10 protein-coding genes are annotated in these 13127 nt (G+C 44.6%); 3 read left to right on the top strand and 7 right to left on the bottom strand.

The window, feature by feature from the left end; translation table 11 throughout:
• Nucleotides 1-2: 2 nt before the first annotated feature.
• From ORJ00_RS11925 to gyrA, 7 genes are all read right to left on the bottom strand, one after another.
• Nucleotides 3-245: a LapA family protein gene (locus ORJ00_RS11925; protein WP_306139963.1), complete on the bottom strand. Its 243-nt coding sequence runs from the start codon at nucleotides 243-245 to the stop codon at nucleotides 3-5.
• Nucleotides 246-286: 41 nt separating this feature from the next.
• Nucleotides 287-571, bottom strand: a complete 285-nt coding sequence (gene ihfB, locus ORJ00_RS11920) for an integration host factor subunit beta (RefSeq protein ID WP_027672179.1) — start codon at nucleotides 569-571, stop codon at nucleotides 287-289.
• 64 nt (nucleotides 572-635) lie between these two features.
• Nucleotides 636-2315, bottom strand: a complete 1680-nt coding sequence (gene rpsA, locus ORJ00_RS11915) for a 30S ribosomal protein S1 (RefSeq protein ID WP_027672178.1) — start codon at nucleotides 2313-2315, stop codon at nucleotides 636-638.
• A 111-nt stretch (nucleotides 2316-2426) separates the two neighbouring features.
• Nucleotides 2427-3116 carry a (d)CMP kinase gene (cmk, locus tag ORJ00_RS11910; RefSeq protein ID WP_027672177.1) on the bottom strand — a complete coding sequence of 230 codons (690 nt, stop codon included), beginning with the start codon at nucleotides 3114-3116 and terminating at the stop codon, nucleotides 2427-2429.
• Nucleotides 3117-3260: 144 nt separating this feature from the next.
• On the bottom strand, nucleotides 3261-4541 hold the full coding sequence (gene aroA / locus ORJ00_RS11905; protein ID WP_306139962.1) for a 3-phosphoshikimate 1-carboxyvinyltransferase: 1281 nt from the start codon (nucleotides 4539-4541) through the stop codon (nucleotides 3261-3263).
• The gene (gene serC / locus ORJ00_RS11900; RefSeq protein WP_370304646.1) at nucleotides 4538-5623 is read right to left on the bottom strand and encodes a 3-phosphoserine/phosphohydroxythreonine transaminase; all 1086 of its coding nucleotides are present in this window, start codon (nucleotides 5621-5623) and stop codon (nucleotides 4538-4540) included. Before serC ends, aroA begins: the two co-directional genes overlap by 4 nt.
• 137 nt (nucleotides 5624-5760) lie before the next feature.
• The gene (gyrA, locus tag ORJ00_RS11895; RefSeq protein ID WP_027672174.1) at nucleotides 5761-8379 is read right to left on the bottom strand and encodes a DNA gyrase subunit A; all 2619 of its coding nucleotides are present in this window, start codon (nucleotides 8377-8379) and stop codon (nucleotides 5761-5763) included.
• A 189-nt stretch (nucleotides 8380-8568) separates the two neighbouring features.
• Between gyrA and ubiG the strand changes: the two genes are divergently transcribed.
• From ubiG to nrdB, 3 genes are all read left to right on the top strand, one after another.
• Complete coding sequence (gene ubiG / locus ORJ00_RS11890) at nucleotides 8569-9294, top strand: bifunctional 2-polyprenyl-6-hydroxyphenol methylase/3-demethylubiquinol 3-O-methyltransferase UbiG (RefSeq protein ID WP_306139960.1); 726 nt, start codon at nucleotides 8569-8571, stop codon at nucleotides 9292-9294.
• A gap of 340 nt (nucleotides 9295-9634) precedes the next feature.
• The gene (nrdA, locus tag ORJ00_RS11885) at nucleotides 9635-11920 is read left to right on the top strand and encodes a class 1a ribonucleoside-diphosphate reductase subunit alpha (RefSeq protein WP_306139958.1); all 2286 of its coding nucleotides are present in this window, start codon (nucleotides 9635-9637) and stop codon (nucleotides 11918-11920) included.
• A gap of 71 nt (nucleotides 11921-11991) precedes the next feature.
• Nucleotides 11992-13122 carry a class Ia ribonucleoside-diphosphate reductase subunit beta gene (nrdB, locus tag ORJ00_RS11880; RefSeq protein ID WP_027672171.1) on the top strand — a complete coding sequence of 377 codons (1131 nt, stop codon included), beginning with the start codon at nucleotides 11992-11994 and terminating at the stop codon, nucleotides 13120-13122.
• Nucleotides 13123-13127 lie beyond the last annotated feature (5 nt).

Raw genomic sequence — 13127 nt, 5'->3', positions numbered from 1 at the left:
GGTTAGTTATTGTCCGTTGATTTACGCAGCCAACCCTTTGCCTTGCGTTGTAATGAATACAGCGTTGCCAGTGTTAAACCCAGTACAATGCCCAACAACAGAAACAACACAGCTATATCAACAACTCTAAGCTGAATACTGATTATAAGAAGGTTTAAATCAGCTAATTGCTGATTAATAGAACCGAATAACACCCCTATTACAACCAGGGCTACTATTAATGCGGTAAAAAGTAGTCTGCGCAAGGGACACTCCGATTACGCCTGCACACTCAATAAATTGAGGCTCAGGTGTTTGTTTTTACGCGGTCTCGTAATTCTTTACCCGGCTTGAAATGCGGTACATATTTACCGTCTAATTCCACTTTATCGCCAGTTTTAGGATTACGGCCTACACGAGGCGCTCTGTAGTGTAGCGAGAAACTGCCGAAACCACGAATTTCGATGCGTTCATTGCCAGCCAGTGACTGTGCCATCTGCTCGAGGATTTCTTTAACTGAAGCTTCAACATCCTTGACCTGAATATGGGGGAAATCAGTAGCTAATTTTTCAATTAATTCAGACTTGGTCATAGACCCTCCGGCAAACCTGCTTAAGGATAAAGCAGGAGGTTTATACCTCCTGCTTTGCTAGCAATTAATCCTGCTTCTGAGCAGCTTTAAATGCTTCGGCCATAGCGTTACCACCAAAATCAGCTTCTTGTTGCTTGCTGTTGACAGTATCCATAGCTTCTTTTTCTTCAGCTTCGAATTTCGCTTTGATTGACAGGCTGATTACGCGGTTTTTGCGATCAACACCCATTAAACGAGCTTCAATTTCTTCGCCTACTTTCAGTACAGTAGTCGCATCTTCAATACGCTCACGCGCGATATCAGATACACGAACATAACCTTCTACAGCACCTTCTAACATAACAGTAGCGCCTTTAGCGTCAACGGCAGTTACTTCACCTTTAACGATAGCACCTTTTTTGTTGTCAGCAAGGTAACCGTTGAACGGATCTTCATCCAGCTGCTTGATACCTAAAGAAATACGCTCACGCTCTGGGTCAACTTGCAGTACAACAGCGTGTACTTCGTCGCCTTTCTTGAAGTCACGTACGGCTTCTTCGCCAGTTGCGTTCCAAGAAATGTCAGATAAGTGAACCAGACCATCAATACCACCGTCTAAGCCGATGAAGATACCGAAGTCAGTGATTGACTTGATCTTACCGCTTACACGATCGCTCTTATTGAAGCCTTTAGCGAACTCTTCCCACGGATTAGCTTTACACTGTTTCAGGCCTAAAGAAATACGACGACGTTCTTCGTCGATTTCCAGAACCATAACTTCCACAGAGTCACCTAAGTTAACAACTTTAGATGGGTGGATGTTTTTGTTGGTCCAGTCCATTTCTGAAACGTGTACTAAGCCTTCAACGCCTTCTTCGATTTCAACGAAACAGCCGTAATCAGTCAGGTTAGTTACGCGACCAGTGATGCGAGCACCTTCTGGGTAACGTGAAGCGATAGCTGCCCACGGATCTTCGCCCATCTGTTTCAGGCCTAAAGAAACGCGCTGCTTTTCGCGATCGAATTTCAGTACTTTCACTGGAATTTCGTCGCCAACATTAACGATTTCGCTTGGGTGCTTAACGCGCTTCCATGCCATATCAGTGATATGCAGTAAGCCGTCTACGCCACCTAAATCTACGAATGCACCGTAGTCAGTCAGGTTCTTAACGATACCTTTAACTTCCATGCCTTCTTCCAGTGTTTCTAACAACTGGTCACGTTCATGGCTGCTTTCTGATTCAATAACCGCACGACGTGAAACAACCACGTTGTTGCGCTTCTGATCCAGCTTGATAACTTTGAACTCAAGTTCTTTGTTTTCCAGGTGCAGAGTGTCACGCACCGGACGTACGTCTACTAATGAACCAGGCAAGAATGCACGAATACCGTCAACTTCAACTGTGAAACCACCTTTAACTTTACCAGTGATAACACCGATAACAGTTTCTTTGTCTTCACAAGCTTTTTCCAGGCGTACCCAGGCTTCGTGACGTTTGGCTTTTTCGCGAGATAACAGAGTTTCACCGAAACCGTCTTCAATCGCATCTAAAGCAACGTCAATGATGTCGCCAACGCTAACTTCGATTTCACCGCTCAAATTTTTGAACTGTTCAACCGGAATAGCAGCTTCTGACTTAAGGCCAGCGTCAACCATGACGACGTCTTTCAGAACGGCTACAACAGTACCTTTAACAATGGCACCCGGACGGGTTTCGATGGACTTGAGGCTTTCCTCAAATAATTGTGCAAAATTTTCAGTCATATTCACTTTTTCAGTTAAGTGCGCCACAGAACATCATGTTCGTATGGGGTTGCTAAATTTACCTGTTTAATTCCATTTAACAGGCTGTCCAAAATGCGGTTTTGGCCTGGTTCACACCACTGCTGGCAATTTCATGCCGGCGTAGTTCAGTACCTCTTCCAACACTTGTTCAATCGATTTACTGGTCGAATCCAGTCTATAGGCATCGTCAGCCGGTTTTAATGGCGCGGTAGCACGATTCATATCGCGCTCGTCCCTAGCTTGGATATCGCTCAAAAGGTCGCCGATGTTAACATCAAAGCCCTTTTCTTTCAACTCTAAATAGCGCCGTCTGGCGCGCTCTTCCGCCGTGGCGGTTAAAAAGATTTTAACTTCTGCCTGCGGGAAAACGACCGTGCCCATGTCACGTCCATCCGCCACTAAACCGGGGGCTTCAGCAAAAGCACGTTGGCGGCGTAATAAAGCTTCACGCACACGTGGTAATGAGGCAATTTTGGACGCCAAGGTACCCACTTCTTCGGTACGAATAGTATGAGAGACGTTTTCACCTTCCAGTGTTATACGCACATTGCCTTGCTCATCACTGCTAAACTGCACGTCAAGATGAGCGGCTAGCGGCTGTAACGCGTCTTCATCATCACACGCAATGTGATGGTGCATAGCTGCTAATGCCAGTACGCGGTAAATAGCGCCACTGTCGAGTAATTGCCAGCCTAAGCGCTGAGCTAGCAAACGACAAATTGTGCCTTTGCCTGAACCGCCCGGGCCATCAATGGTAATTACTGCTGCAGAGTGTGGCATCCTACCCCCTTATTACAACTGGTTAATCGGAATTTAAAACGGCGACATTATACAGCTTTTTGCGACAAAATCTGTGTTTAATTACGATAAAGCGAAGGAAAGACGCATAGTTAGAAGGCTACGCGTCTGGAAGCATCAACCTGATTAACAGGCTAATTGCCGGAACAAATCAAAATAATTAGGGAAGGTTTTTGCTGTGCAGTCCGGGTCTTCAATTGTCACCGCCGTGTCACTCAGTGCCACTAGCGAAAAACACATCGCCATACGGTGATCGTTATAGGTAGCAATGCTGGCGTGCGTCAGTGTAGTAGGTGGCGTTACTTTGATATAATCGTGGCCTTCCTCAACCTCAGCCCCTACTTTTCTCAGTTCTGTTGCCATAGCAAAAAGCCGGTCGGTCTCTTTAACACGCCAGTTGTAGACATTACGGATCACCGTTGGTCCCTTGGCAAACAGTGCTGTCGTTGCTATCGTCATGGCTGCGTCTGGAATGGCATTATAATCCCTGTCCACACCGTTTAACTGGTTACGCGATACCTTTATATAGTCATCTCCCCATTCTACGTTAGCGCCCATTGCTTCTAAGGCATCAGCAAAATGGATATCACCTTGAACCGCATGTTTGCCAATTCCGGTGACTTTAATGCTACCGCCTTTAATCGCAGCTGCTGCCAGAAAATAGGACGCAGATGAAGCATCGCCCTCTACCAGCCAGTGTCCAGGCGAACAATAATGTTGCTTTCCTTTAACTAAAAACGCCTTATAATCATGGTTTTCTACGGTCACACCAAAACGCTGCATCAACGCCAACGTAATATCGATATAAGGCTTAGAGACTAACTCACCTACAATCTCTATTTCACTATCGCCTTTTAGTAGTGGTGCCACCATAAGTACAGCGGTTAAAAACTGGCTGGAGATACTGCCATCTATTTGAATTTTGCCACCTTGCAGCGTGCTACCCACAATGTGTAGTGGAGGGTAGCTTTCATCGCCAACATAATGTATGTCTGCCTGCCATTGGCGCAGTGCATCAACTAAATGCCCAATAGGACGCTCATACATGCGAGGCTCACCGGTGAGAGTCACATCAACATTTGACGCTGCCAGCGCAGCAGTTAGCGGACGCATCGCTGTGCCAGCGTTACCTAAAAACAGTTCAACGGTTTGAGACTGCTGAAACAATCCGCCTAAACCCTGAACTTCGCACTCAGTTCGGCTTTCTGATAACGCGTAACTAACCCCAAGTGCCGTTAGGGCATTTAGCATATGACGTACGTCGTCGCTGTCGAGTAAATTAGTGATCTTTGTTGTGCCTTTAGCCAAGGCTGCAAGCAACAATACGCGATTTGAAATACTTTTAGAGCCAGGTAAATGCACTTCACCGGATACTTTTTTGATAGGGTTTAGTGTTAATGTCTTCATCCGTTTACCCGCTCAAATTCTTGCATAAAACTCACCAGCGTTTGTACCCCTTCCAATGGCATGGCGTTATAGATGCTGGCACGCATACCTCCAACCATACGATGGCCCTTTAACGCCAGCAAGCCATGGGCCTCTGCCTGGTCAACAAACATATCGTTTAACCGCTCGTCTGCCAGAAAAAAGGGCACATTCATCCAAGAACGGTAAGCGGTATCGACGTCGTTTGAGTAAAAGTCACTTTTATCAATGTAATCATATAAAAAGCTTGCTTTGATTTGGTTACGCGTTGCCATTTCGGTTACGCCACCCTGCTGTTTTAGCCATTTAAACACTAAACCTGCCAAATACCAGGCAAAAGACGGCGGCGTGTTAAACATGCTGTCGTTCTCTGCCGCTAAGCGATAATCTAATACTGATGGAATAATACTTTCTTTTGTAGGTAACAAGTCTTCTCGTACAATTGCCAGCGTTAAACCAGACGGGCCAATGTTTTTTTGTGCTCCGGCATAAATAACACCATAACGACAAACATCAATTGGCCTGGATAAAATGGTTGAGGATAAATCTGCCACTATTGGGCTCTGACTATCAGGTAAGGCTGTAAACTCAATACCGTCAACGGTTTCATTTGGACAACAATGCACATAAGCAGCATTAGGTGTTAATTGCCAATCTTTGGGCGCAATTAAACTGCGGCTACCGTTCGCATCGGTTTGGCGAATATTTTGCACGTTTAGCTGGCCATATTTTGCTGCCTCTTCTACTGCAGACGTTGACCATGCCCCAGAGACGATATAATCCGCTGTTTGGCCTGCTTTCAATAAATTTAATGGCACAGCAGAAAACTGGCCACGGCCACCACCGTGCATAAACAACACTTTGTAGTTGGTTGGGATGTTAAGTAAATCACGTAAGTCTTGTTCAGCTTCTGCTGCGACACGAATAAACGACTTACTTCTATGGCTCATTTCCATAATAGAGCAGCCATGCTGCTGCCAGTTAATAAATTCGTGCTGTGCTTGCGCCATAACGTCTACCGGTAACATTGCCGGACCGGCGCAAAAATTAAATGTGGTCATGATCTACTGCTTGCTCCTGAGTTAGCGTGTTTATTCAACTGGCCTGGTTGTTTTTAAAGCTGCCGGTTTTGTAACCGATCTCAAATTATGGTCACCGTAGAAAGCAAAACGAGCGCATAAGCGCCCGTTTTGTCTGGGTGTTACTCTTCTTCATCCTGTGCTAACTGTGTATCAGTCAATTCAGGATTAGGTGTTTTTTCTGCTTCAGCAGCGGCAAGTTCTTCAAGGTCTTGGATCTCGTCTACCTTGGCTACCCCAACCACTTTTTCATTTTCAGCGGTACGGATCAATATAACGCCCTGGGTATTACGGCCCACTTCAGAAACCTCATTAACACGGGTACGTACTAAAGTGCCCTTGTTAGAAATCATCATGATTTCATCAAGCTCATTTACCTGCACGGCACCAACAACTAAGCCATTACGCTCAGAGACTTTAATGGAGACTACGCCTTGTGTTGCACGGCTTTTCGCTGGGTATTCATTTAATCCGGTACGTTTACCGTAACCATTCTCGGTGACAGTAAGAATTGGGCCTTCGCCTTGCGGAATAATTAGCGATACGACAGAACCACCTTCGCGCAGTTTAATACCGCGAACACCGGTAGCGGTGCGGCCCATGCCACGAACCTGATCTTCAGTGAAGCGCACGACTTTACCATCATCTGAGAACAACATAATTTCGTTGTTTCCGTCAGTGATACCAACGCCGATTAACCTATCGCCATCATTCAGATTTACAGCAATAATGCCGTTGGAACGTGGCCGTGAGTATTCTACTAACGACGTTTTCTTAACGGTACCGTTAGCGGTTGCCATAAATACATATTTATCAGCTTCGTATTCACGTACCGGCAGGATAGCATTTATACGCTCTCCTTCTTCCAGCGGTAACAAGTTAACAATAGGCTTACCGCGAGCTGTACGGCTGGCCAGAGGTAACTGATAAACTTTCATCCAGTACAGACGACCACGATTAGAGAAACACAGAATCGTATCGTGTGTACTTGCGACCAGCAGCTTGTCGACGAAGTCTTCATCTTTAACGGTTGTCGCGGCCTTACCTTTACCACCGCGACGTTGCGCTTCGTAATCTGATAACGGCTGGTATTTAGCATAACCCAGGTGCGATAACGTAACGACCACATCTTCTTCCGTTATCAAATCTTCCATGTTGATATCTAACATGTTGTCTTGGATATCGGTGCGCCGTGCATCACCATACTGTGTTTTAATGGCTTCCAACTCTTCGCAAATCACTTCCATTAAACGTTCCGGGCTGCCCAGAATAAATAACAATTCAGCAATCAGCTCTAACAGCTGTTTGTATTCGTCCAGAATTTTTTCATGTTCCAGACCCGTTAACTTGTGTAAGCGTAAATCAAGGATGGCTTGTGCTTGTTGTTCAGTGAGGAAATATAAACCATCACGAATACCGAAGTGTTCTTCAAGCCACTCTGGCCTTGCAGCATCCTGGCCTGCCCGCTCAAGCATTGCACTTACATCACCCAGCTTCCAGCCGCGCTGAACAAGGCCAGCTTTGGCTTCTGCCGGGCTGGCAGAGGTTTTAACCAGTTCGATAATTTCATCGATATTCGCCAGTGCGATGGCTAAACCTTCCAAAATATGAGCACGGTCACGGGCTTTACGTAAATCGTATACGGTGCGACGCGTAACAACTTCACGACGGTGCAGCACAAAACACTGCAGCATTTCTTTTAGGCTTAGTAGTTTAGGCTGACCTTGATCCAGTGCCACCATATTAATACCAAACACGGTTTGCATTTGCGTGTTGGTATAAAGTTGGTTAAGCATCACATCCGTAGACTCACCGCGCTTAAGCTCGATAACAATGCGCATACCGTCTTTATCAGACTCGTCACGCAGTGCAGAAATACCTTCAATACGTTTTTCTTTGACCAGCTCGGCAATTTTTTCAATTAAACGGGCTTTATTAACCTGGTACGGAATTTCATTAACAATAATAGCTTCGCGGCCAGTTTTTTCGTCGGTCTCAACCATGGTTTGAGCGCGGATATACACCTTGCCACGGCCAGTACGGTACGCTTCTTCAATCCCTTTTCGGCCGTTAATAATAGCGGCGGTAGGGAAATCTGGCCCAGGGATATATTGCATCAATTCATGCAATTCGATATCAGGGTTAGCAATTAAAGCTAAGCAACCGTCGATGACTTCGGTTAAGTTGTGTGGTGGAATATTAGTTGCCATACCAACAGCAATACCACTTGAACCGTTAACTAACAGGTTTGGTAGCTTGGTTGGCATAACAGCCGGAATTTGTTCAGTGCCATCATAATTTGGCACAAAATCTACGGTTTCTTTATCTAAATCGGCTAGCAATTCGTGCGCAATACGCGCCATCCGTACTTCGGTATAACGCATTGCGGCCGCTGAATCGCCGTCAATTGAACCGAAGTTACCTTGCCCATCAACCAACATATAACGCAGAGAGAAAGGCTGAGCCATACGCACTATCGTGTCGTACACTGCGCTATCGCCGTGCGGATGGTATTTACCAATAACATCCCCTACCACACGGGCAGATTTTTTATAGGCTTTGTTCCAGTCGTTGCCAAGTTCCTTCATCGCGAATAGCACGCGGCGATGCACCGGCTTAAGACCATCTCTTACGTCTGGTAAGGCGCGGCCAACAATGACACTCATTGCGTAATCGAGGTACGAATTCTTTAATTCGTCCTCAATATTAATAGGAACTATTTCTCTGGCCAGATCTGTCATAAAACGCTATTTTCCCTTTAAATCAAATAGATAACTCGCTTTTGTCGATGTTATAAAGCGCGAGACAACGCAAGATTCTATCACAGAAAATCACGCTTGCCATGCCTGAAATGCATAGCAAATTAACCCGTAGCATTGCTCTAACAGATCAAGGCTTTATAATGCACGCAAAAACGTGAGGCATCTGATATGACAACACAAGTAAAAGTGAATACAACCAATGTTGATCCAGGCGAAATTGCCAAGTTTAACGATATCGCCTCTCGTTGGTGGGATCCTGCCGGCGAATTTAAACCGCTGCATTTATTAAACCCGGTTCGGTTAACCTACATTAGCGACGAAATACAGGGCCTGTTCGGCAAAACGGTTGTTGATATTGGCTGTGGTGGCGGTATTTTAGCGGAAAGTATGGCCCGTTGTGGTGCAGTGGTAACCGGTCTTGATATGGCCTTAGATTCATTAAATGTTGCCCGTTTACATGCACTGGAAGCCGGTGTAGAGGTAAATTATCAGCAGACAACAGCGGAAGAATATAGCCAACGCTTCGCGGCGCAATACGATGTTGTCACCTGTATGGAGATGCTGGAACATGTTCCCGAACCAATGTCTGTTATTCAGGCATGTGCAGATTTAGCTAAGCCTGGTGCGACTTTGTTTTTTTCAACGTTAAATAAAACCTGGAAAGCGTATTTATTAGCAATAGTCGGCGCTGAGCATATTATGAAGCTGGTACCTAAAGGCACACACGAATTTAATAAATTTATCCGGCCTTCTGAGCTAATGCGCTACCTTGAGCAAGCAGGTTTAGAAATTACCGCCGCCACAGGGCTACATTTTAACCCCGTCAATAACAGTTTTAAAACCGGGCCCGGCGTAGATGTTAATTATATTGTGGTGGCAAAAAAACCAGCTTAATTTAAACGACTGGTTAAGTCTTTTACCTTATAAATAGCTTCACGCTATAAAAAATAAATTGATAGAACAAATAAATTTATCTGGAAAAAAAGCTTGCTTCGCGCAAGCTTTTCTCAGCACACTACTGCCAAGGTTAGCAGCTACTAACAGCAAGTTTAACCGGCTTTTTTTCACTCACGTCAAGCCTTGCAAAATAATCAGATCCACACTATCTTGTGATCACTTTATAAAAAGCACCTATATGTTGTGTAATTAAGCAACAATAGCTGCTGGTTAAATGGCCGTGCGCTACATGGCTCATAATCAGTATTAACAACAACCGAAACGGAAATCTGCAGCAATGACTCAATCTCTTTTCGTCACTAAACGTGATGGCCGCCGCGAACCATTAGACCTGGATAAAATTCATCGTGTTATTACCTGGGCGGCCGAAGGTCTATCACATGTTTCGGTGTCTCAGGTTGAGCTAAAGTCACATATTCAGTTTTATGACGGCATAAAATCGGAAGATATTCATGAGACAATTATTAAAGCTGCGGCTGACTTAATTTCAAAAGACAGCCCTGATTATCAGTATCTCGCAGCGCGCCTTGCCGTTTTTCATTTGCGTAAAAAAGCCTACGGCCAGTTTGAACCACCGCACTTGTATGATCATGTGGTTAAAATGGTTGAAAGCAATCGTTATGACCAGCATATTTTGGCTGATTACAGTCGTGAAGAACTGCAGCAGATGAACGATTTTATTGACCATAGCCGGGATTTAAATTTCAGCTACGCCGCAGTCAAACAACTGGAAGGCAAGTATTTAGTACAAAACCGCGTCACAGGCGTAATTTATGAAAGCGCACAGTTTTTGTACATGCTGGTTGCAGCCTGTTTGTTTGCCAATTATCCCAAAGCAAACCGCTTAACTTATGTTCGCCGCTTCTACGATGCATGTTCACTATTTAAGTTATCTTTACCCACACCTATCATGTCGGGCGTGCGCACCCCTACCCGTCAGTTTAGCTCTTGCGTATTGATTGAATGTGGTGACAGCTTAGATTCGATAAATGCCACCTCCAGTGCCATTGTTAAATATGTCAGCCAGCGCGCCGGTATTGGTATTAATGCTGGACGTATTCGTGCTATGGGTAGCCCAATTCGTAATGGTGAAGCATTCCATACTGGCTGTATCCCATTTTATAAACACTTTCAAACCGCTGTAAAAAGCTGTTCGCAAGGTGGCGTTCGTGGTGGTGCTGCAACCCTGTTCTATCCACTTTGGCATTTAGAAGTAGAGTCGTTGCTGGTCTTAAAAAATAACCGTGGTGTGGAAGAAAACCGGGTTAGGCACTTAGATTACGGCGTCCAATTTAACCGCTTAATGTATACCCGCTTAATTAAAGACGACTACATCACGTTGTTCAGCCCATCTGATGTACCGGGTTTATACGATGCGTTCTTCGAAGATCAGGAAAAGTTTGAGCAGCTATACGTAAAATACGAAGCTGATAACAGCATCCGTAAAAAGCGTTTAAAAGCGTTAGAATTATTTACTTTGTTTATGCAAGAACGTGCCAGCACCGGCCGCATTTACTTACAGAACGTAGACCACTGTAATACGCACAGTCCGTTTAACCCCAAATTTGCCCCAGTGCGCCAGAGCAATTTATGTTTAGAAATCGCTCTGCCAACAAAACCATTAAAACATGTCAATGATCCAGACGGTGAAATTGCCCTGTGCACCCTGTCAGCTTTTAACCTGGGGGCGATTGAAGATCTTAACGAATTAGAAGAATTAGCTGAGCTGGCGGTAAGGTCATTAGATAGCCTGCTAGATTATCAGGATTACCCTATTCCTGCAGCATTCCATGCGTCAATTAACCGCCGAACCCTCGGTGTTGGCGTCATCAATTATGCTTACTATTTAGCTAAGAACGGGGTTAAGTACTCAGATGGTTCAGCTAATGGCTTAACACATCGCACCTTCGAAGCTATTCAGTATTATTTATTGAAAGCGTCGAATAAATTGGCTCAGGAATTTGGTGCTTGTCCAAAATTTAATGAAACCACTTATGCCGAAGGCATACTGCCAATTGATACGTACAAGAAAGACTTGGACAAAATCTGTAGTGAGCCATTGCTGTTAGACTGGGAGCAACTACGTAAAGATATTCTGAATCATGGTCTGCGTAATTCGACCTTATCAGCATTAATGCCGTCTGAAACGTCGTCACAAATATCTAATGCGACAAATGGTATTGAGCCACCACGTGGTCATATCAGCGTAAAAGCCAGCAAAGACGGTATATTGAAACAGGTTGTTCCTGAATACGAGAGATTAAAAGATCAGTACGAATTACTTTGGAATATCCCCAATAACAGTGGTTATATTGCCTTGGTCGCTATTATGCAGAAATTTATCGATCAGACCATTTCCGCGAACACTAACTACGATCCAAATAAGTTTGATGGCGGCAAAGTGCCAATGAAACTGTTGTTACAGGACTTACTGTCAGCTTACAAACTGGGTGTAAAAACAATGTATTACCACAACACCCGTGATGGCGCATCCGACATTCAGGAGGATATTAAGCCAGAGCCGGAAGATGACGGCTGTGCTGGTGGCGCGTGTAAAATTTAACTTTTGAGTAAACGGACTGCTTAGGTAGTCCGTACTTTGTATTGAACCCCCAGTTAGGACGATAAGTGGCAATGGCGTACACAACTTTCAACCGCATAATGAATGATCAGATGAAAGAGCCGATGTTTTTCGGTAATCCGGTAAACGTTTCACGCTATGATCAGCAAAAATACGGTATCTTCGAAAAACTGATTGAAAAACAATTGAGTTTTTTCTGGCGCCCGGAAGAGGTTGACGTTAGCAAAGACAGGATTGACTATCAAAACCTGCCGGATCATGAAAAACACATATTTATCAGTAATCTGAAATACCAGACCTTATTGGATTCTGTCCAAGGCCGTTCACCCAATGTGGCGTTTTTGCCAATAGTATCTTTACCTGAACTAGAAACATGGATAGAAACCTGGGCCTTTAGTGAAACCATACACAGCCGCAGCTATACCCATATAGTACGCAACATTAGCGCCGAACCCCATAAAGTGTTCGACGACATTATGCTGAATGAAAAAATACTACAACGCGCTGAAGATGTAACCCGCTATTATGACCACCTGATTGATGGCATTAATTTATATCAGCGCTGTGGTGAAGGTACTCATACCATTAATGGTAATAGTGAAACCATTAGTCTTTATGAGTTAAAGCGCCGCTTGTACCTGTGTGTTATGTCGGTAAACGTGCTTGAAGCTATCCGGTTTTATGTTAGTTTTGCCTGCAGTTTTGCCTTTGCCGAACGCGAACTAATGGAAGGTAACGCCAAAATTATCCGGCTTATTGCCCGCGATGAAGCATTACATCTTACCGGCACCCAGCACATGCTAAATATTATGGCCGCAGGCGATGATGATCCAGACATGGCAATAATCGCCAAAGAATGCGAAGAAGAAGCTTACGCCATTTTCCGCAAAGCAGCAGAGCAAGAAAAAGACTGGGCAGAGTTTTTGTTTAAGGACGGCTCTATGATTGGTTTGAACAAAGACATTCTTTGCCAATATGTAGAGTATATTTCAAACAGCCGTATGCAAGCTATTGGTTTAAAGGCTATCTTCTCAACCACACAAAATCCTATTCCGTGGATCAATACCTGGTTGGTTTCTGACAACGTACAGGTTGCCCCGCAAGAAGCTGAAATTAGTTCTTACCTGGTTGGGCAGATTGATAATGAAGTTGACGGTGGCGATTTCGGTGATTTCGATCTGTAAGCCAA

The organism is Rheinheimera baltica, from assembly GCF_030731985.1.
GTDB lineage: Bacteria > Pseudomonadota > Gammaproteobacteria > Enterobacterales > Alteromonadaceae > Alishewanella > Alishewanella baltica.
This window is presented reverse-complemented; position numbering and strand designations above follow the sequence as displayed.

Coding starts and splice junctions, on each gene's coding strand:
- cmk (WP_027672177.1), bottom strand. CDS start 3,116: ATGCCACACTCTGCAGCAGTAATTACCATTGATGGCCCGGGCGGTTCA.
- ubiG (WP_306139960.1), top strand. CDS start 8,569: ATGACAACACAAGTAAAAGTGAATACAACCAATGTTGATCCAGGCGAA.
- nrdB (WP_027672171.1), top strand. CDS start 11,992: ATGGCGTACACAACTTTCAACCGCATAATGAATGATCAGATGAAAGAG.
- ihfB (WP_027672179.1), bottom strand. CDS start 571: ATGACCAAGTCTGAATTAATTGAAAAATTAGCTACTGATTTCCCCCAT.
- aroA (WP_306139962.1), bottom strand. CDS start 4,541: ATGAAGACATTAACACTAAACCCTATCAAAAAAGTATCCGGTGAAGTG.
- nrdA (WP_306139958.1), top strand. CDS start 9,635: ATGACTCAATCTCTTTTCGTCACTAAACGTGATGGCCGCCGCGAACCA.
- gyrA (WP_027672174.1), bottom strand. CDS start 8,379: ATGACAGATCTGGCCAGAGAAATAGTTCCTATTAATATTGAGGACGAA.
- rpsA (WP_027672178.1), bottom strand. CDS start 2,315: ATGACTGAAAATTTTGCACAATTATTTGAGGAAAGCCTCAAGTCCATC.